This is a genomic window from Grimontia kaedaensis, from assembly GCF_023746615.1.
GTDB classification, from domain to species: domain Bacteria; phylum Pseudomonadota; class Gammaproteobacteria; order Enterobacterales; family Vibrionaceae; genus Enterovibrio; species Enterovibrio kaedaensis.
This window is the reverse complement of the sequence record NZ_CP082275.1, coordinates 1,349,181-1,369,029: the sequence shown is the minus strand read 5'-3', so window position 1 is coordinate 1,369,029 and position 19,849 is coordinate 1,349,181. Positions and strand designations below refer to the sequence as shown.

The 19,849-nt window shown below is 47.5% G+C and carries 16 protein-coding genes and 1 pseudogene; 5 read left to right on the top strand and 12 right to left on the bottom strand.

Annotation, left to right across the window (positions count from 1 at the left end; translation table 11 throughout):
• Positions 1-33: 33 nt before the first annotated feature.
• From udp to K6Q96_RS06400, 7 genes are all read right to left on the bottom strand, one after another.
• Positions 34-801: a uridine phosphorylase gene (udp, locus tag K6Q96_RS06430; protein WP_251878776.1), complete on the bottom strand. Its 768-nt coding sequence runs from the start codon at positions 799-801 to the stop codon at positions 34-36.
• Between the two features lie 182 nt (positions 802-983).
• Positions 984-3,386: a zinc/cadmium/mercury/lead-transporting ATPase gene (locus tag K6Q96_RS06425; RefSeq protein ID WP_251878774.1), complete on the bottom strand. Its 2,403-nt coding sequence runs from the start codon at positions 3,384-3,386 to the stop codon at positions 984-986.
• Between the two features lie 78 nt (positions 3,387-3,464).
• Positions 3,465-3,938, bottom strand: a complete 474-nt coding sequence (locus K6Q96_RS06420) for a response regulator (protein WP_251878772.1) — start codon at positions 3,936-3,938, stop codon at positions 3,465-3,467.
• Between the two features lie 17 nt (positions 3,939-3,955).
• Positions 3,956-5,371 (bottom strand): SLC13 family permease, encoded by a 1,416-nt coding sequence (locus K6Q96_RS06415; RefSeq protein ID WP_251879605.1) that lies wholly within the window; start codon positions 5,369-5,371, stop codon positions 3,956-3,958.
• 238 nt (positions 5,372-5,609) lie between these two features.
• On the bottom strand, positions 5,610-7,085 hold the full coding sequence (locus K6Q96_RS06410) for an MATE family efflux transporter (RefSeq protein ID WP_251878770.1): 1,476 nt from the start codon (positions 7,083-7,085) through the stop codon (positions 5,610-5,612).
• Between the two features lie 384 nt (positions 7,086-7,469).
• Positions 7,470-7,889: a CBS domain-containing protein gene (locus K6Q96_RS06405; protein WP_251878768.1), complete on the bottom strand. Its 420-nt coding sequence runs from the start codon at positions 7,887-7,889 to the stop codon at positions 7,470-7,472.
• Between the two features lie 244 nt (positions 7,890-8,133).
• Positions 8,134-9,447, bottom strand: a complete 1,314-nt coding sequence (locus tag K6Q96_RS06400) for a DUF945 family protein (protein WP_251878766.1) — start codon at positions 9,445-9,447, stop codon at positions 8,134-8,136.
• A 188-nt stretch (positions 9,448-9,635) separates the two neighbouring features.
• Here K6Q96_RS06400 and K6Q96_RS06395 point away from each other — a divergent pair, with 188 nt between their 5' ends.
• From K6Q96_RS06395 to K6Q96_RS06385, 3 genes and pseudogenes are all read left to right on the top strand, one after another.
• On the top strand, positions 9,636-11,591 hold the full coding sequence (locus K6Q96_RS06395; RefSeq protein ID WP_251878764.1) for an ATP-binding protein: 1,956 nt from the start codon (positions 9,636-9,638) through the stop codon (positions 11,589-11,591).
• Positions 11,588-12,060 (top strand): annotated as a pseudogene (locus K6Q96_RS06390) (response regulator). Before K6Q96_RS06395 ends, K6Q96_RS06390 begins: the two are co-directional and overlap by 4 nt.
• 165 nt (positions 12,061-12,225) lie before the next feature.
• Positions 12,226-12,783, top strand: a complete 558-nt coding sequence (locus K6Q96_RS06385; RefSeq protein ID WP_251878762.1) for an outer membrane beta-barrel protein — start codon at positions 12,226-12,228, stop codon at positions 12,781-12,783.
• Positions 12,784-12,885: 102 nt separating this feature from the next.
• Here the strand turns inward: K6Q96_RS06385 and K6Q96_RS06380 are convergent, their stop codons facing one another.
• The 4 genes from K6Q96_RS06380 to K6Q96_RS06365 form a co-directional block, all read right to left on the bottom strand.
• Complete coding sequence (locus K6Q96_RS06380) at positions 12,886-13,263, bottom strand: hypothetical protein (RefSeq protein WP_251878760.1); 378 nt, start codon at positions 13,261-13,263, stop codon at positions 12,886-12,888.
• A complete protein-coding gene (locus tag K6Q96_RS06375) occupies positions 13,263-13,721 on the bottom strand; it encodes a TetR/AcrR family transcriptional regulator (protein ID WP_251878758.1) in 459 nt (152 codons plus the stop codon). The genes K6Q96_RS06380 and K6Q96_RS06375 overlap by 1 nt, the downstream gene beginning before the upstream one ends.
• Positions 13,722-13,992: 271 nt before the next feature.
• Entirely contained in the window at positions 13,993-14,940 is a 948-nt protein-coding gene (gene dsdC, locus K6Q96_RS06370; RefSeq protein WP_256481832.1) for a DNA-binding transcriptional regulator DsdC, read from the bottom strand.
• Positions 14,941-15,081: 141 nt separating this feature from the next.
• Positions 15,082-15,666 (bottom strand): TfoX/Sxy family DNA transformation protein, encoded by a 585-nt coding sequence (locus K6Q96_RS06365; protein ID WP_251878754.1) that lies wholly within the window; start codon positions 15,664-15,666, stop codon positions 15,082-15,084.
• Between the two features lie 455 nt (positions 15,667-16,121).
• On the opposite strand from K6Q96_RS06365, the gene K6Q96_RS06360 reads away from it, so the two are divergent.
• Entirely contained in the window at positions 16,122-17,042 is a 921-nt protein-coding gene (locus tag K6Q96_RS06360; RefSeq protein WP_251878752.1) for an HDOD domain-containing protein, read from the top strand.
• A gap of 119 nt (positions 17,043-17,161) precedes the next feature.
• Positions 17,162-18,061: a LysO family transporter gene (locus K6Q96_RS06355; RefSeq protein WP_251878750.1), complete on the top strand. Its 900-nt coding sequence runs from the start codon at positions 17,162-17,164 to the stop codon at positions 18,059-18,061.
• 80 nt (positions 18,062-18,141) lie between these two features.
• Here the strand turns inward: K6Q96_RS06355 and ptsG are convergent, their stop codons facing one another.
• Positions 18,142-19,575, bottom strand: a complete 1,434-nt coding sequence (ptsG, locus tag K6Q96_RS06350; protein ID WP_251878748.1) for a PTS glucose transporter subunit IIBC — start codon at positions 19,573-19,575, stop codon at positions 18,142-18,144.
• Between the last annotated feature and the right edge of the window lie 274 nt (positions 19,576-19,849).

Genomic DNA, 19,849 nt, shown 5'->3' with positions numbered 1-19,849 from the left:
GGCTTTCTTTTTGGACTCTACCGAATCCAGCGGTTATGCATTCAGCAATTTACGCGCAGATTCCACAACCACTTTGATAGAACGTGCTTCGGTTTCTGCCATGGATTCCGGATTCGGGATTTCTTTTTGTGTGCGGTTTACGATAACACCCGCAACACAACCCGCCTTCAAACCAGAGCTTGCGCACATGGTTAATAGCGTTGCTGATTCCATTTCAAAGTTCAATACGCCCATTGCTTGCCACTCTTCCATGGATCCCTGGAAGTGACGTCTAACGCGGCCGCTGAAGGTGTCGTAGCGTTCCTGGCCTGGGTAGAAAGTATCGCTTGAGGCAGTTACACCAGTGTGCACGGCTGCGCCTGATTCATCTGCCGCCTGCTTCATCACGGTGGTGACATCAAAATCAGAAACCGCAGGGAATTCCATTGGCGCGAAATGCAGGCTCGCACCATCAAGGCGAACTGAGCCAGTGGTCACAATGATGTCGCCCACATTGATGTGTGGCTGAATCGCGCCTGTGGTACCAACACGAAGGAAGGTGCGAACACCCAGTTGCGCCAACTCTTCGACTGCAATCGACGTTGAAGGGCCGCCAATACCGGTTGAACAAACCACCACTGACTGTCCATCCAGCTTACCCAGGAATAAGGTATACTCTCGATGGCTAGCCAGGAACTTAGGCGAATCCATCAGGGCTGCAATTTTCTCCACACGCGCTGGGTCGCCCGGAATAATCGCCATGGTTGCGCCCTCAAGATCAGATAGGTTAACGCCCAGGTGGAAAACAGTTTGCTCGGTCATTATTGGCTCCTTTCATCGGTCAACGTTTTTAGGACCGACATCAGTGATAACAAAAGCTCCTCTTGGCGGGAGCAAAAATCTATGCTCCCACCATACTGCCAACAAAGAATATTAACGTGACGAGAGTCACTTCAATGAAAATTTCATTTCATTACATTGCACATATTGGTGACAAATATCACTTAAACAGATTTGAGACCGCGGTAAGTTTCACCGACTCTATCGTTACTATCGCCAACGTTGCCCTTGTCTTTAAACCGCAGCAGTCTCAATGCGTTTAACGTCACGATAGCCGTTGCTCCGCTGTCAGCGAGTACCGCAACCCATAACCCCGTGAAGCCGAGCACACTGGTCACCAAAAATACCGCTTTTAAACCCACCGCCAAAGCAACGTTTTGTCGAACATTGCGCATCGTAGCGCGGGAAAGTGCTATCACAGCTGGGATTTGTTCAATACGGTTCTGACTGAGCGCAATGTCGGCAGTTTCCAACGCCACATCTGTACCGCCGCCCATCGCAATACCGATGGTAGCTGACTTCATAGCGGGTGCGTCGTTAATACCATCTCCGACCATCGCCACGCAGTGTTTTAGCGCAATTTCATGGATAGCATCGACTTTGCCTTCCGGCATCAATCCCGCCCTGTACTCCATGTTCAAACTTCCTGCCAATCCGGCAGCAGCATGAGGGTTGTCCCCGGTTAGCATCACAGAGCGGACACCAGCGTTGTTAAGCGCATTCACTGTTATTTTAGCGGTTGCCCTCAATTCATCTCGCCATGCCAATGCACCGCTTGCAATGCCATCAACAAACACAATTGCGACGGTTTTGCCTTGGTCAGCAATCTGTTGTGCGGCTTTTTGTCGCTCGTTACCGACCAAGTAATGCTCATCCAATTTGTCGAGGGCCAGCACTTCAATGCGCTTACCCTCCACTTCACCCGAAACGCCTTTACCTGCCGTGGCAAGAACATTCTCAGCGGTAAGAGTAGCCACCCCTTTTGTATTGGCCGCTTCAAGCACGGCTTTTGCTAATGGATGATGAGAACCTTGCTCTACCGCTGCGGCTTGGGCCAGAAGCACGTTTTCATTACTTTCCCAGCTAAGTACATCAGTAACAACTGGCTTACCTTCTGTCAGTGTGCCTGTTTTATCAAAAGCTACCCATTCCACTTTACTCAGGGCTTCAAGCGCAGCGCCACCTTTGATGAGCGCTCCGTGCCTCGCTGCCGTCGCGAGACCAGATGTCATCGCCGCAGGCGTGGAAATAACCAACGCACAAGGACAGGCAATCAGCAATAGTGCCAAACCGCGATAGATCCATGTATCCCAACTTTCACCGAACATCACTGGCGGGATCACCACCACCAGCGCGGCAAGCACAATCATCAGTGGCGTGTACCAGCGGCTGAATCGGTCGATAAATCTTTCAACGGGCGCGCGGCGCGATTCTGCATCTTCAATCAAATTCAGAATGCGGTCGATGGCACTTTCACCTTGTTTTGACACGACTTCCAAAGAAACCAGACGATCGACGGCTAGTGAGCCTGCAAGAACTTTTTCGCCTTGCTGTCTTTCTACGGGAATGGACTCTCCTGTCAGGGCGCTCATATCAAAGGCTGCAATGTCATTTTTTAAGTGTGCATCGGCTGGCAACCTGCCCCCTGGGGCAATTTCGATGATGTGTCCCGGCTGCAAAGAAGACACGGAGACAGACTCTTTTCTGCCATCTTCAAATATTCGGATCACCGTTTCAGGTACCAATGCCATCAGCGCTTGAATGCCTGCACGCGCTTTTGCAGAAGCATAACCTTCCAACCGTTCGCCAATCAGGAACAGGACTAACACCATGGCAGCTTCAACGGTTTCACCCAGATAAAGAGCACCGAACGCGGCAATCGACATCAGAGTTTCAATTGAGAATGGCGAGCCGGAGCGTCCAAGGGTAATAGCTTTCTTCACAATTGGGATGAGACCGAGCACTGTCGCCAATGTGAACAACGCAGTGCCAGCGTCTGGCATCCACTGAGACAACATCGCGGCAAATGTCATCACCGCGATGAGAGAGATTAATAACCCGTCCTTTTTCAAGGTAGCAAGCCAGCCAGATTCTGTTTCGGGCGGGTTACTTCCTGTCAGGTCAAGCAAGGGAAAACCTGTTTTTGCGGCCTTAGCTTCAATCTTAGCTTTCAGCGAATCGCTGTCAGCTTGGTTAAGGGTGACGATGAGTTTTTCGGTCGCAAAGCGGACTTGTGCAGATTCAACCCCACCGATGCCTTTTAGCGCGGTTTCAAGCTTATTGGCACAGCTTGGACAATCCATATTGGTGACACGCCATTGGAGGCTGTCCGCTGAAGGCGTTGGTTCAGAAGGGGTAGTAGAATGTTGAGATTGGCTGCTGCATGTTTGACTGCTGCAACAGCCTTGGGGCGCCGGATCGTCAGTATCTCCGTCCGTCACCTCTGTCGTCGAGCAGCTGGTCTCAATCACCGTCGCTGACGAACAGCAAGTATCGAGCTTAGATTCAGGTTTAGTACTGTGTTGCACTGGGTTTTGGCATTTCACTGAATGACATGAATGGCACATAGGTTTATCTCCTTAACCAAATTTCATATTCAGTGTAAACCTTGGAGCCTACTCCAAGGTCAACCAAAATCTGAGGAATTACTTCAATCTATCTAATACAACCTGTGTATCCAGCACATCAGGGAACTCGCGGTAGTCCAGCCCAGCGTCAAAAACATACTGTGTCACCAGCCGTTTTGCCGAACTGAGCAGTTCTTCAGCATCCCACGGTTTTTCGAGATAGCGCTCGATACTGGCACTGTTGATGGCTTCAATGGTGTCAGCATGTGTGGCCTGCCCCGTCAGCAAGACTTTGCGGGTAAAACGAAAACGGGGATCGAGCGACACTTCAGTTAACAGCTCCACACCGGTTTTCTCTGGCATCACGTGGTCGGAGATGATTAATGCAACATGCTCGCCTTCTGCATCCAACTCATCAATCAGTTCAAGTGCTTCATCAGCAGATTCACAGTCTTCAATATGAAATGCGGCTGCCAGAGGAGAGAGATCTTTCAGCACGGCACTAAGCACTTCACGCTGATCATCAACGCAAATGATGTTTACTTTTTCCATCTGTTTCCCTCTTATCGTTATAGGAACTCGACCATTCGGAGTATCCAAACCATCACAAAACTGAGCGCGACACCGACCACGCCCAAGATAACACCTACTTTTGCCATTTGGTTGCTACTTACATGACCCGTCGCATGCGCTAATGCATTCGGCGGTGTACTGATTGGCAAAGACATGCCTAGTGAAGCGGCGAAAGTCACTACAAGGATCAATGTGGTTTCACCGCCAAGTGGCGAAAGCGAAACCATAGAAACACCCAGCGCTGCCATAATCGGCATGAGCAAGTTTGCCGTTGCTGTGTGAGACATAAAATTCGCCATCAGCAAACATAATGCTGCTGCGCCAAGGAGCACAATTTCCGGCGCGTAGTTTTCAAATGGAATGCTGTTCACCAGTAGCGCCGCCAGTCCGGTTTTATCCAGCGCCAGACCCAATGCAAAACCACCTGACACCAGCCAGAGCACATCCCAAGAAATCTTTTTCAGATCTTCTTTATTGATGATGCCTGTCATAGAGAAGACAGCAACAGGTATCAACGCAACGGTGTAAGAGTTCATGCCATGGCTTGACCCCATCAACCATAGAAGCACAGTAACCGCAAAGGTCACGTATACGGTGATAGCTTTCGGCGTTTTCAGGAAGCGTCCTTTAATTGAAAGGGAGATTTGGTTTTCATCCGACGGAAACAGTATGCAAAGTAAAACCCACGCCAGCAAAAGCATGACGATGACAAATGGCACACCAAATGCCATCCACTCGCCAAAAGTAATGAGGTTATCCCCCGTCAGATATTTCAAAGCAATGGCGTTTGGTGGTGTACCAATTGGGGTACCGATACCCCCAATATTTGCCGCCACAGGAATGGAGAGTGCAAACGCAATTTTGCCCGGATCATTTGGCTTAAATACCGCAAGGATTGGCGTCAGAATCGCCAGCATCATGGCCGTTGTTGCGGTGTTAGACATGAACATGGAGAAGACAGCAGTGATCATCATCAAACCCGCCATCACCATTTGTGGCCTGTTGCCAAAAGGCTTCAGCAAGACGCGCGCAAGGTTGATGTCTAAACGGTATTTGGTCGCTGCCATCGCAAGGAAGAATCCGCCCAAAAACAGCATGATAATGGGGCTCGCAAACGTCGCCATGATGGTGTGGTATTGCAGCAAGTTACCAAACTCGGCACTACCCGCGTTGCTGCGGAACCAGATTAATCCTTTGTCTGACAGAAACAGGAGTTCAAGCACAATCACCACGACCGACGTGGCATAAATTGGGATGGGCTCTAATACCCAACACAATGCTGCCAGTAAAAACAGAGCAATCGCACGCTGTTGCATCACGGTTAGGGTTTCAAATGGAAATGCTGACGCGGGAAGAATCAACACCAGCAAGGGGATAAGAATTGGAAGTATGTATTTCGCCTGAACGCGCATAATCGCTTGCAGTCCCTTAAAAGCCAAAACGCCCACTTCGAAACCTGCCGAATTCGTGGGTAACCTAGGGCTGAATAGACTTCTTCAACGAAACAGCCCAAGGCTATTTTGCGCGCAATGTCATGATCAGTTACTGAATTAGATCAATAAAATGCGGTGTATTTTCAAGAGTCTGCATTCCGAATTTACAAATAAAAAGGACGCTCAATGGCGTCCTTTAGTAAAGTCATCGTTTTAGCTAAGAGCGTGATGTGTTCTTGGAGATATCCTCGTCTGATAGCAACTCATCAGCATCTTCCGCCATCATCTCTCGACAGCTTGTCAGCCCTGCCGCCGGAACATTCGGTTCGACAGGAACAATGTCCTCTTCTTTCTCTTCATGGTCATCTGCCAATTGGTCGATCAGGCGTTTAACGAGGAAGTAGCCCGCGATACCAAACAGCACCGAACCAACAGCCTGACCGATCAGCACACCTTCCGCGCCGGCATAGTGAGCACCAATATACACAAACGGAATCGTACCCAATGTTGCCTTGCCGACGTTGAGCATGGTCGACCATGTTGGACGGTTTAGATTGTTAAACGCGGCATTAGAAACAAACAAAGTACCATTAAAGATGAACGTGATCGCGATGTAGGTACAGAACAATGCCACCATAGAAGCAGCATCGCCATTCAGACTGAACGCACTAATGATAAGCCCCTGAGAGAAGTAAAGAATAATCGCAACAATTACACAGTAAGCCGTCACGAATTTTACCGAATCACTCAGTGTCAATCGAACCCGATCAAACCGAAGCGCACCGTAGTTCTGTCCAAGGATGGGGCCTACGGCCCCTGACAGCGAGAATATCAACGCAAACGACACGGGCAATAAACGCCCCATCACCGCATAACCCGCTACGTAATCTGCGCCAAATTTCGCGATTTGCGCAGTCACAATCGCGTTCCCAATAGGTGTGGCGGTATTAGTGATGATCGCTGGGCCAGCAATGTTGGTGATAGCTTTGAAGTGCGTTTTTAAATCTTCCAACGTCGGCATGGTGACCAGGTCATGCTTGCGATGCACGGCTTGGAACGCCACACCAAACATTACGAAGCGAGATATTAAGGAGGCGATTGCGGCACCTTCCACACCCATGGACAAGGCAAAGATAAAGATAGGATCAAGCACGGCATTGGCAGCACCCGCTGCCAAGGTTGCTGACATAGAACGTTTTGCATCTCCCACGCCTCTTAATGCCGCACCTCCAGCCATACCCATCGCCATGAAAGGTGCGCCAGGGAGCAAAATCCAGAGGAAGTCAGCCGCTTTCTGTGCTGCTTCCCCCTCAGCGCCGATAGACGCAAGGATCGGATCAAGAAAAGCCAGAATAATCCCTGCTGTGATGATGCTGACCAAGGCTGAAAACACCATGACGCTGCCAGTGATTTTACGGGCTTCTTCACGTTGACCTGCACCGAGCGCACGACTCACCAACGCGCCCATCGCAATGGAGGTGCCAATTGAAACTGACGTTGAGAAAAAGATGATGGTACCGGCAAAGCCGACGGCAGCAGCCAGCTCGACTTGTCCGAGTAAGCTGATGAAGAACATGTCAGCCAAGTCGACTAAAAACAGCGCCATCAAGCCCACAGCACCGGATGTCGACATCACGGTGATATGGCGCATGATAGAACCATTAACAAACTTGGCCTGGGGTTGGTTTGGCATGAAAAGTCCTGTTTTCTTTGTAGTTTTATCGCCATCTATACCCAAACCACCTGAAGATGTTTGCACTCAGAGGTCATCAATGCGGTCAATTCGAGGTAAATTTTACGAGGAATAGTGGTTCTATTTCCGTGGAATTTAGCGAAGAAGTGGTCGCATTGAGGCTCTCCCTTTGGGCAAGTTGACTGACGCCGTGCTCATTGTTATTCCTTTTTGATGAAGGTTACTACACCTACAAAGGAACGCCGCGATCACAATGCCATTCAAACTCGTTGAATCCTGCATCTTCAGGTGGTTTGGGTATAAGAGCTAACAGACTATAATGCCACGAAAAAAAGGTGCCTCAAGCACCTTCTTTGATACAACACGTTCTATTTATTTCAACAGTTAAACCGGATGATGGAACGAGTCATCAATTTGCGCTGCTATCGCACGCAGGATATCTCGTCGTGAAATACAACCGACCAGCCTTTCATCTTCGTCAATCACCGGATAGACCTTTGGCTTGGCTGGGAGCATTTCTTCTGCAAGGCGGATGATGCTGTCATCAGGAAGAACAGCCTTCACGTTACTGTGCATACAGTCTGCGACGTTGTTGCTGTCCTGACAGTAATAACCCGCTTTCAGCAGTTTGTGGATCAAGTCTTGTTCGGATAAGAATCCAACCACTTTGTTTCTATCATCAACGACGGGGCCACCCGTCTGGTTGGCACTGAGCATCTTCTCCAACGCCCTGGAAAGCGGCATGGAAGCGGTGAAGGTGACCGGTCTTTTGTTCATGTAATCTTTTACTTTAATCGATTCCATGCATCCCCCTTGCTTTTGTATGAGATGTTATGAGGGTCTGTCTACCTTAGGGTCTGTTGACCATAGAGCAGGGACAAATCTCCGCGCTTACTTCCTAACAGTGTTGACCAAGCTGGAAAAATTACTAGTTATCGCGAAGGTATTTTTACGCTTTGTCACAAATGAAAGAGAGAATCGACATCAAATTCATTACAAAAAAGCCGACGAATAATCGTCGGCTTTCAGTAAATCAAGACGCGTATGGTTACATAAACATCATCATTAAAAGACCTATTGGAATGCGCTCACCGGTTGGCGATATCGCTTGGTCACCTTCAATTTTCGCTTCAAGTGTTACGCCATTTTCAGCTTCACTGATAAAACCATACGGTTCAAGATTACCCAATGAGGCAGAGACAGCAGGCACACCATTCACGTAGGCAGCAGGTACATTCACCAACAGATTGCCCTTCAGTTTCGACATCAATGCACCGAAGTTCTGGGTTACGCTGCCAAGGCCTGGTTCTACCGTTAAATCAAATTTCGCGTCTACACGGCCTTCAGGAGTATCCACTTCCAGTGGCTTCAGCTCGAAAGTCATGCCGCTTTCTACTAATCCATCCAGAGAAGTGGCCAGTTGCATCATCTCTTCGTCTGTTGGCTCTGCATTTAAGCTATCAGCTTTTTCAGCCAGTGCCATCATGGCGGTGTAATCCAGGTCTTTAAAGTTCACGCCCAGCTTGAAATTATCCAGAACCATGGTTTCAGGCACATCAAGCTTCTGAAAGGAAATGGTATTTTTACTGGTGATACGAAGCTCTTCTGGCTTGGCAGTCGTCACATCACCATTGGTAGCGTCCATTTCGTTCTGAACGTCAATGCCAAGATTAGTGACGGTTGCAGCCATGCCTGTCACGTCGGTCAAGCTGGTGGTCTTCACATTCATAAGCTGCTGACCAACCCACATTTCATCAACCATTTTGCCTTGTCCAGAGCCCGTGATCTCGCTGAAAGTAAACTTCTCACCTTCAACGCCAGAAAGCTCGACAGACGGCATTTCCAGTTGATAAATCATGTTGCCATCTTTATCAGCGGTACCAGATACATTCGCCGGAGAACTAGTGATGGTCACTTCTTCATCACCACCGTCCATCGCGCGAACAGTGATGTCGAACTGAGTATCACCAAAAATAGAGGTTTCACTCACCAGAGTGATAGGAGACTCACCCGACGGCCAAAGCACCTCTGACAGCGTTTTCACTTCAGGCGTCATTTCAAGCTTAGAAATTGAGCTGATGCTGAGGAAACCGTGCCCTACTTCACTCAATACAGTGAATGACGTCGGTAAACCTTCTTCTTCATATTGCTCTTTGGTTGAGCCAGTCAGCGAAAATTTGGTCACAACGTCTGAAGACAAGTAGCCACGATCATAAGAGACATTTTCAATGGCCAGGTAAGGTGACTTCGCTTTTTCAATCTCGGCTTCGTACTGAGATTGGCCAATTTGTCCTGTCGCGAACGGCCATAACACAGCAATCGCTACCGCGCCTGCCACTGCCGCATATTTTCCAAATATCATTTTCACTCCAACTGACTTGGGTTGTTTAACCTTGGTGATTATTTGAATCTGAGTGTAACCCATTGGTTCTCATAACCCTATTAGGTGACGATATTTTCTTAAAATATGTGTCAGTTTGCAGCCTTCTTCTCAGCTTATAGACGCTCAACAAGATACACTCACAAAAAATGTAGATTTACGGTAAGCGCATGAATTCCAATGTCATCCTATGTCTGGACGACGACCCTTCTGTTTTAGCGCGCATTGAACGCGAATTGTCTGGTTTCAGTGAAACCTTCGACCTTATCTGCGCCGATAACGCCGCGTCAGCGAGCGAGATCTTGGAGCAACTACATCGAGAAGAGCGCCGCGTTTCCCTTTTTATTTGCGACCATACTCTAGGTGAAGACGAAGGGATTACCCTTCTTATCAACATTGATAACCACCCAGCATCTCATGGCGCCAGAACCGTGCTTCTTAACGACCAGCCTGATTTAGAAAAAATCATGCAGGCGGTCAATGAAGGGCGTTTGAATTATTGCCTGACAAAACCTTGGGCGGAAAATGAAATAAGAGAACTCGCTAAAAAAGAACTGACGCAATTCGTTCTGGAGTTCAATACAGATGACTTGCTGCGCTACTGCAACACGCTGGACCAACGTCGGCTTCTTGATGCTCACATTGAAAAGAAGCTCGCGACTTACCGAAATGGCTTTATCGAATCATCACTTGGTGTGTCAGACGAGGAACTTTCGAAGCAACTGATTGACGGTATTGCCGATTATTTTGGCCAAAACAGCGAGCACGACGTCAGCAGACTCTATAGCGAAGACCATATTCTCACCCATGAAGACAAACCTAACTCGTTCCTTTGGTTTGTTGTGGAAGGTGAGGTCGCCCTACTAAAGCGCGATGAGACCGGGGCTTCGCATGAAGTCGCAAGGCTAGGTCAAGGCAGCCTGATTGGCGGGATGTCTTTCGTGACCGGCGATGTTTCCTTCTCAACGGGCATTACTCTTCAGCCTACCAAGGTGTTAAAGCTCAACAGAAACCTCTTTTCTCAGGTGATGCAAGCGCGAAATGACTTACTTCCACTATTTTCGAATTACCTGCTTCGCCACTTCAACCGTCGCTTGAAAGGGAGCATTACAACCGAGGTAAAACTCCAGCAAACTCTCCAATCACTCGAACTAGCGCACAAGCAGCTTATTGAGAAAGAAAAGATGGCGATGCTTGGGCAACTGGTCGCTGGCGTTGCCCATGAGCTGAATAATCCGGTTTCTGCCATTTTGCGAAATAGTGAAACACTGCGCGACAATATCGGCACCTTGATTAACGTCGAGCTCAATACACAGGCGCGTGAAAAAGCTAATCAGATCATGGCAGAAGCTTTGCTCTCGCGCCCAATGTCGACTGCCGATGCCCGTAAGCTCTCAAAAGATGTTGAACCGCTTTTAGGTAATCGGAATCTCGCCAGAAAAGCCGTCAATATGGGCTTGGACAAACCTGATGATGTCGCTTTCTGGACTAAAGCTTTGGGGGGCGAATTCCAGCACACGCTTAACCAGTGGGACATGTTCTACCAAGCAGGGAGCTTGCTCCGCTCAACCAATGTGTGTGCCCGACGTATTGCCGATATGGTGAAAAGCCTGAAAACCTATGCCCGTCAGGATGACGAAACCATGCATGAGGTCGACATTCACGAAGGCATTGAAGACACTCTGGTGATGTTTGAAAATCAGATTAAGCGGATCACACTGGTGAAAGATTATGGCGAGCTTCGACCTATACGTTGCAAACCCATCGCACTTCAGCAGGTTTGGACCAATCTGATTTCCAATGCGCTTGATGCTGTTGGACAGCATGGTGAGATTGAAGTGAGAACCCGTGAAACTGTATATCGCAGCCGCAAGGCAGTCAAAATTACTGTGAAAGATAATGGTGTCGGTATCCCTGATGCCATCAAAGACAAGGTCTTCGAACTGAACTACACCACCAAGCGCGAAGGCCATTTCGGACTTGGTATTGGGCTTTCTGTTTGTCGCCAAATCGTAGAGCATCACGGCGGTTCGATTAAGGTTAGCTCTTCACCGGGCGAATTCACGGCGATGACTGTCACCCTTCCCTATTCCCCACTTATCGCGTCATATATGGAGGAAAAATGAGTAATTACCTTATTTTATGTGTAGACGACGAACGTGATGTCCTGGATAGCGTGGTAAACGACATTGCGGCGCTTGAAAGCCATTTCGTGATTGAAGCGGCGGAGTCGGTCGCGGAGGCCAGAGAAATTCTGGCTGAAGCTAACGCAGACAACCTGGAACTCGCATTGATTCTCTGTGACCACATCATGCCGGAATCAGTGGCTCGCCAGCAACCCAGAGAGCCAGAAAACTGTTACTAACTGGTCAGGCAGGCTTGGAAGAAACCGTGCAGGCTGTTAACAATGCCAGCCTCGACTACTTTATTGCCAAACCGTGGAGTGGCGATACATTACAACAGGTCGTGATCGACCAACTCACTACTTTCGTCATCGAGAATGATAGTAATCTGTTGCCATGGGTCAGTGTGCTGAATGCAGAGCGCATTATGCAGGCAATCAGTAATAACCGTTTGAGCTATTCGGATAACTGATTCATCAATAGTTTCTGACATTCAGTGTGACGACTGGTCAAAAATCCAGCCTTTTAAGTACAAAATAACGGTCATAGCACCAGATAACGTTGCTATGATGTTGTTTCGCAAAAGCGACTTCTATTAGAATACGCACACAATATTTTTCATCACGAGACCGTTTTGATGCGCAAAACCAAGATTGCCGGTATTTTGCTGGCGGCCGCGACTTCTGCTGGCTTCTCTGCTGCAAGTGCTGCTAACGACAACACCATGAGCAACTTTAGTTACGACTACTTCGAAGCTCGCGTTGGCATTAGCCCTGTCACTTACGGTGTTGGTTTCAGCACTTCCATCCACCCTAACGCGCACATTCGTGCCGAAGTCGATACTGAGTTCGAATCTGATTTCGATACCACTGCTGCTATCGGTTTCCATGCGCCAGTGAACAACTGGGCTGACGTTTATGGTGAACTGGGTCTGCGCACCATGAAGCAGCGCGGAAAATACAACCACGACACAGAGTTTGGTGTAGAGGTTAACTTGGGTCTACGTCAGTGGCTAAGCCCACAGCTGGAAGTAGGTGCTGAGATTGGCCACCTGTCTATCTCAGACGATGACGACATTTTCGGTTCTGTGAATGCTCGCTTCCACGCGACTGAACTTTTCTCTGTTGGCTCTCAGCTTCGCTTCAATGAAGCTTATGGCGACCAGTTCATGTTTACGACCCGCTTTAAGTTCTAAGCGACGAACATTAAAAAGGCCTCTCAATTGAGAGGCCTTTTTTCTATCCTCAGAAAATCTGAGGGTTATCGAATTCTAGTCATTTGAATACAGTGATAAATTTTACTGGCACTCCACCGCATTAAAGCCCTGAGGAGCATCTGCGGAGACAAGGGCCGAGACAGGCTTATAGCCCATGGCCTCTGCCAGATTTTCGTATCGGGCATTAATGGTGTGGACTAGGATATCGCCCGTCTTACCACCACACATTTGGGCGAACCCGACTCCCTCAATCACTCCACATTTTGAAGAAAGGACTTCAATACCACTGTTTTGAAGCTGGAGTTCACTCTCGAAGATACTCGTACCAGAAGACTCGCATTGAACCGTACCTTTTGTTTTATAAACCGTGACTTCTTCTACTTGTTTGATTGCACAACCAGCCAATAGCGCGAGAGCCGAAGCGCTTGCCGCCAATCCTTTCAGTTTGGTTATTTTCATTACCTAGCCCCATCGAGTTCTATATCTAACAAATAAATTGCTGAAAGGCCGATGAGCTCGATGACCAAAGGTTGTCCATATCGCTCGATCAGCTTGGAAACGCCATAAGCCACTTTCTCTTTGCCTTGATCACCACCATTCACTGCACCCAACAAGTATCGGATACAGTTAGCAAATTTTGTTTCTGAAAGTGCTTTAATCCAGGTTCTCTTAATGGTGTCATTATCAGTAGGATCGATTTGACTGGTGACATAGGCAAGTACCTGTCCCTGAAATGCCGTGACCATCGATTCTTTGGTAGGCACAACACGTTGAATTCCGCTTCGGCTTAGTCCGGTCCTCTTTGCGATTGACCCATAGGTCACCGCGTCCCAGCCTTGCTCCATAAAAATATCAACGATTGTTCGGTAGATAAGCGCTTCAGTCTGCAGAGCGCCCTCTTTGGTATTCTTGGCCATTAGTCCCTTAATTCCCACTCACTCAGCGAATAACGCTTCGTAAAAATCAGCAATCGGGCGCTGTTAGTCGCGCTATATGGTGATTGCGATTAAAAATAGTTCACATTTCATTTGAACAAATATTACCTGATTTCACTGTGTTTTTTTACCTTTAGCGGTCACTTTATGCTCAAACCACAGAGCCATTTCAAGTAAAAGTAAAGAACTAACGAGCCGATGAACGGATATTCATACAGCCTTGAATGCGAAGTTATGTGAAGTTAGACGCGGGTTAGTTGAGCTGGCTTTCTAACCATTGTTTGAATGCCAGAATCTTTGCATTCCCCTGATGCTCTTCCCTGTATACCAGATAGAAGCTGTAGGGAGACTTAACGGGTCTGTCGACGGGTGCGACCAATCTGCCAGACATAAGGTAATCTTGAATATAAGCAATACGGCCAATGGCTACACCCATTCCACAAGTGGCTGCATCCAAGGCAAGGTCTGCCCTATCAAAGCTATGATTGGTGCCGTTGAGCTCCAAGCCGTTCGCATTGGCCCAATATAGCCACTCATCACTCAAGCTAGCGCTGGCCCAAGGAGCCGCATCATGCAACAGCTGACACTGAGCAAGCTTCTCCGGATTATCTAGTAGCGAATGGTGCTCAGCATATTCAGGGCTGCAGACAGGCACAATTGCATCATCCATTAGATGATGACTGATAAGTCCGTTATAACGCCCATGACCAAAATAAATCGCGCAGTCAAAGGCTTCCGCCTTGAAATCTATCAGATCATTTCGGGTTCTGAGGTGCAAAGTCACATCAGGAAAGGCTTCTGCAAACTGAGAGAGCTTAGGCACTAACCATTTTTGTGAGAAAGTTGGCGGCGCAGAAATAATGAAATCACCAAAAGGTTTGGCTCGATTGAGCTCCAGTAGCTTTAAACTAATTGCAGAGAACTGCTCCGTGACCACCAGCTTTAACTGCTCCCCTTCATTTGTCAGAGATAAATGGCGAGGCCTTCTCACGAACAGTGACACTTCCAAACGTTGCTCAAGCTTCTTTATCCTGTGGCTCACCGCGCTTTGGGTGAGATGGAGTTCTTCCGCTGCACGGGTGAAGCTCATGGTTTCAGCCACTACTGAAAAGCAGTGTAGTCCGGCAAGTAATGAAGAAGAAAGCTGAGGCAATTTCATTGTTTTATTTTGCTTTTTGGGTGGTACCCAGACTTTAGCAATAAACCCCTTGTGGGTACACTCAGCCACTCAAAGTGCGGGATTCATCGCCTGAAATAACAGAATTGACCGTTATTACTGAGAATGACAGACATTAAAAAAGCCGCTATACGCGGCTTTATGGGCATTGAGATAGAATCTAATTTAGATTGCGCGAAGTAGTTGTTGTTTGGTTTCTTCGCTCAGCAATGTCCAGTGAGTACCATTTTGGGCACCGGCGAACATCCATAGTAATTTCACATCGACATCGTAACCGTGTGCTTCCTGTACTTTACGGAACAGTTCTTCCGGACTCATTGAGAAGAAGGTATCAACGTCTTCTACGCCCGCTTTTTTCAGCATACGCTCAATGGTCAAACGCAAGTTGGGTAAATCGCGCAGACGTTTGTTGAGCTTGGAGTCGCGGTATTCTTTTTCTGCGACCGAATTCTCTACGGACTTTTTTACCATAACATCCAACCCCTGATCCTCCTTTTCATAAAGATCAGTGATGTCATAATAATTCACAATAGCGGTAGAGCTTTTCTTAACGTGAACGAATTTCTTGCACTCTTTATCGATGAGATTCTGCGTAAGGTCACTACCACCACGCAGATAAATACGGTCTTCCTTAACCAGTGCGAACATAGCTCCGCTTACGAAGAAGCCAGTTCCACCAAACATCGAACGTTTTTCAGTCTCGCCAAACTGCGACAAGTACTCAACAAAGCCACTTTTAACTTCCAACACGTGTGCCTCCTTTCTCCCCAAGAGATAAACCAAAAAAGTTCTGGTTTAAATATCGTAATTTCTCAACGCGAATTAATGATGACGCATTAGGGCACAGAAAACCATGCACCAGATCACCCAATACCGAAAACCGTAGCGTTTTTGCAACATTCGTCACGGTTATTGGATGTAATTTTTATGTTTATACCATGTTAAATGAGTAGTTACACTCGCAAATTGTTACCTTATTTTGCAGAGAGATTTCCAATGAAACGTTAGATTAATTCAAAAACTGGCACTTCCAGGTGTTCAACCTTGCGTTTTATCTACTAATAAGATTATCAACCAGCAGTGTGCATAAATAGCTATACAGACTAGAGAATAAGGTGCATTTCGTTCAAATTTATCAACGGATGTATTTCAATTAAAACATGGGACAATTACTATTAACTTAGCGTTCTTTCGAGTCTAAAAAGATGGATCACCTTTCATTATTCTGGGTCTCCCCCAACCGTGAGAAATACCTTAAAGCCATAGAAACTGATTTTTTTCGGCGGGTTTATCGCTCTCTGAAAGATGGAACCTTAGAGCTTCCTCCGATCCCTGACGTTGTTGTCAAGCTACAACGAGCCTGCAACCAACCAAATACAACGGTCCGCGATGTAGCGACCTTGCTCCTCGATGATGCTACTCTGACAGCAGCAGTGATTCGTTCTGCAAACTCTGCTGTTTTCAGCCCACGCAACAACCGTCCTTGTCATGACATCAACATGGCGGTATCCCGCTTAGGTATTCAGCGGGTATTGGGTATCGCAACCGCTCATGCAATCCAAACGTTGAAAACTAACTCCCCTTTCAGCAAGGAATGTAACGCCCTACTGAAAAAAAGTGCGACGGCATCAAGAGAATTTGGTTCCACAATGGCATTGTTGTGCCAGAAGGTACGCAGCTACGATGATGAGAACCTTAATCTCGAAGTAGAAAAGTCTCTGTTAATAGGGTTGCTCGCTGACATTGGTATCTACAGTGCTGTGAAGGCATTTCACAACTACACCGAGGAAGGTCACTATCTGGATTTTGAAATTGCCAGCCATGTTTTCTTTACGGTGAGTCGCGAAGCCAGTCGTTTCATTTTGAAGTCTTGGGGATTTGACTTGGATTTTGTGGAAGTGTCGCTCAATCGCCGTATCAGGAAAGCGAACGAGGATGTTTCCTACCTGGATATCGCTAAAATGGCCAACCACTTGTTGATGTTTCGCGCGAAAGATGAAGATATCAACGAACATGAAGTGGAGATTACTTTGGCTGGTGCAGAAGCTCTTTACGAACTCTCCAATCTCGAAGAAAAGGACTTTCGTCATCAGCTCACTAATATCATCGACAACTGCGGGTTTTAATTCAGGCTTTCCTTCTTACCGTAAAACTTTACGCCAGTTTCCGCACATAGATTGACCTTATTGGATCGCGACTGATAATCTCATCGCGATTTCTTTCTTATCAATAGGGTCTTACGCAAATGCTTCCCGGCATGCTTTACATTTTTCTACCTCTGGTTGTTGGCTATTTCATCACGATCAAAAGCGCTTCTTTGCTTGAAACCATCAACCGTTCTACATCCCGTTTGGTCTTTGTTATCTTAGGTTTGATGGGATTGAGCCTTGCAGGGCTGGATAATCTTTCAAGCAACCTCAACCAGATCCTGCTGCTCGCCGTCACCTTCTTCTTTTGTATCGGTATCTGTAACCTCTTAGCTCTACCCCTTTTAGACAAGGTACTGAAAACCAAAACCGAACAACACAAACGTGAAGTGCCGGTTTCTGCCATGGCAATGGAGTCCATCAAACTGGTTTTTGTCGTAGGTGGTGGCCTCATTCTCGGATTAGTACTTCCTATTCCTCTGGATTGGGTAGACCCTGCCAGTGAAGGTATTCTACTTATTCTTCTTTTCTTAATTGGTATTCAGCTTCGTAACAGCGGTATGACGCTAAAACAAATTATTCTGAACAAGAAAGGGCTAAGCGTTGCCCTGATTGTCATCATTACCTCCTGGCTGGGTGGGCTTCTCGCCGCTTGGGCTCTCGACCTTCCATACAACTATGGTTTGGCGATGGCTTCAGGCTTTGGTTGGTATTCTCTGGCGGGGATTTTGATGGGTGATGCGCTTGGCCCCGTTTATGGTGGTGCCTCATTTATGCTGGAACTTTCCCGTGAGCTTGTCGCGATTATTCTTATTCCTCTGCTTATTGCCCGTTACCCTCTGACCGCTATCGGTTACGGTGGTGCCACCTCCATGGACTTTACACTACCAATCATTCAAACCACGGGTGGAGTGAAGTGTGTGCCTATTGCTATCGTCAGTGGATTTATCTTGAGCTTGCTGGTTCCGATACTCATGCTGTTCTTTGTTGCTCTGTAATGAATAACTTGTCCAGATGACAAAGAAAAAGGAGAGCCGAAGCTCTCCTTTTTAATAGCGAGGGGGAACGCTATTTTTTATTAGTTGTTGCGGATCCACTCATCCATGTCTGATTTGAGGTTGTCAGACTTGGTACCGAAGATAGCCTGAACACCGCCACCAGCCATCACTACGCCAGCCGCACCCAGTTTCTTCAGTTGATCTTGGTCTACTTTATCAACACTTGCTACTGCAACGCGCAGACGTGTAATACATGCATCCAAACCAGTGATGTTCTCTTTACCACCGAATGCCATGACCAGGTTCTTCGCCATTTCAGATTCAGAACCCTCAGCCACTGCCGCAGTTTCATCTTCATCTTCACGACCAGGAGTTTTCAGGTCCAGCTTCACGATAGCAACACGGAATACGATGTAGTAGAACACTGCATAGCATAGACCCAGGATTGGGAACAGCCACATTTTCTGAGAGTTCGCAGACAGCACCACAAAGTCAATCAGACCGTGTGAGAATGAAGTACCGTGAACCATACCCAACATGTTAGTCAATACGAATGCAGTACCTGCCAGAATTGCGTGGATAACGTACAGAACTGGTGCAACGAACAGGAATGCAAACTCAATTGGTTCGGTGATACCTGTCAGGAACGACGTCAGCGCAGCTGAAACCATGATACCACCCACTTTCGCGCGGTTTTCTGGTTTCGCGGTGTGCCACATTGCAATCGCTGCAGCTGGCAGACCGAACATCTTGAACATGAAGCCGCCAGCCAGCTGACCGAAGCCATTACCTGCTGCACGAGATGCATCATCAGCAACCATGTAACAAGTCAGGATACCGGTACGCGCTTCACCCGCTGGTGTGAGACACTGACCTGCTTCGTAGAAGAATGGTGCGTTCCAAATGTGATGCAGACCAAACGGGATCAGTGAACGCTCAACCAGACCATAGATACCAAAAGCAACTTCAGGGTTCTGAACAGATGCCCACTCAGAGAATATCGCGATAGCAGCACCGATTGGCGGCCAGATAACAGAAAGCAGCAGTGCCAGACCGATAGCACAGAAGCCAGTGATGATTGGCACAGAGCGCTTACCTGCGAAGAAGCCCAGGTAGTCAGGCAATTGGATGCGGAAGAAACGGTTGAATGCCCAGGCCGCAACCCCACCCGCAAGGATACCGCCCAGTACGCCGGTTTCAATACCGTCAAGGCCGTACACACCTGCCATTACTTTCAGTGTGTTGACCATGATATAGTAACCAACGATAGCTGCCAGACCTGCAACACCGTCGTTGTTAGTAAAACCCAGAGCTACACCAACGGCAAACAGAAGGCCCATATGACCGAATACCGCGTCACCCGCGTTCATCATGATAGTAGAAACAATACTTGGCAGCCATGAGAAGTCAGCGGCACCAACACCCAGCAAAATACCGGCTACTGGCATAACTGATACTGGAAGCATCAGCGCCTTACCGACTTTTTGCATGTTCGCAAACAGGTTTTTAAACATAAAAACGCTCCTGATTAATGTTGAGTTGCTTTTGAACTCAAACCGATGCGAGTTCTCGACAACCCAGTAACTTATGTAATTCGCTGAGTAATATAGGTCTGCTCAGTTGCAGTGACTACGTAACACGATTTTGTTGTTCAGAAAGTAAATATAGATCACACACAAAACAGTCTGGTTAGCACTTTTGATACTCCATAAGTAATTGATTGAAAAGAATTTAAATAAAGAAAGAGCTGAGATTAATTGATCTTCATTCCACAAAATTCCGTTCCAC

Bases quoted from the DNA above. Each gene is read 5' to 3' on its own strand.
- ptsG (WP_251878748.1), bottom strand. From the start codon at position 19,575: ATGTTTAAAAACCTGTTTGCGAACATGCAAAAAGTCGGTAAGGCGCTG.
- udp (WP_251878776.1), bottom strand. From the start codon at position 801: ATGACCGAGCAAACTGTTTTCCACCTGGGCGTTAACCTATCTGATCTT.
- K6Q96_RS06395 (WP_251878764.1), top strand. From the start codon at position 9,636: ATGAATTCCAATGTCATCCTATGTCTGGACGACGACCCTTCTGTTTTA.
- K6Q96_RS06360 (WP_251878752.1), top strand. From the start codon at position 16,122: ATGGATCACCTTTCATTATTCTGGGTCTCCCCCAACCGTGAGAAATAC.
- K6Q96_RS06415 (WP_251879605.1), bottom strand. From the start codon at position 5,371: ATGCGCGTTCAGGCGAAATACATACTTCCAATTCTTATCCCCTTGCTG.
- K6Q96_RS06405 (WP_251878768.1), bottom strand. From the start codon at position 7,889: ATGGAATCGATTAAAGTAAAAGATTACATGAACAAAAGACCGGTCACC.
- K6Q96_RS06375 (WP_251878758.1), bottom strand. From the start codon at position 13,721: ATGGCCAAGAATACCAAAGAGGGCGCTCTGCAGACTGAAGCGCTTATC.
- K6Q96_RS06425 (WP_251878774.1), bottom strand. From the start codon at position 3,386: ATGTGCCATTCATGTCATTCAGTGAAATGCCAAAACCCAGTGCAACAC.
- K6Q96_RS06400 (WP_251878766.1), bottom strand. From the start codon at position 9,447: ATGATATTTGGAAAATATGCGGCAGTGGCAGGCGCGGTAGCGATTGCT.
- K6Q96_RS06355 (WP_251878750.1), top strand. From the start codon at position 17,162: ATGCTTCCCGGCATGCTTTACATTTTTCTACCTCTGGTTGTTGGCTAT.
- K6Q96_RS06420 (WP_251878772.1), bottom strand. From the start codon at position 3,938: ATGGAAAAAGTAAACATCATTTGCGTTGATGATCAGCGTGAAGTGCTT.
- K6Q96_RS06410 (WP_251878770.1), bottom strand. From the start codon at position 7,085: ATGCCAAACCAACCCCAGGCCAAGTTTGTTAATGGTTCTATCATGCGC.
- K6Q96_RS06380 (WP_251878760.1), bottom strand. From the start codon at position 13,263: ATGAAAATAACCAAACTGAAAGGATTGGCGGCAAGCGCTTCGGCTCTC.
- K6Q96_RS06385 (WP_251878762.1), top strand. From the start codon at position 12,226: ATGCGCAAAACCAAGATTGCCGGTATTTTGCTGGCGGCCGCGACTTCT.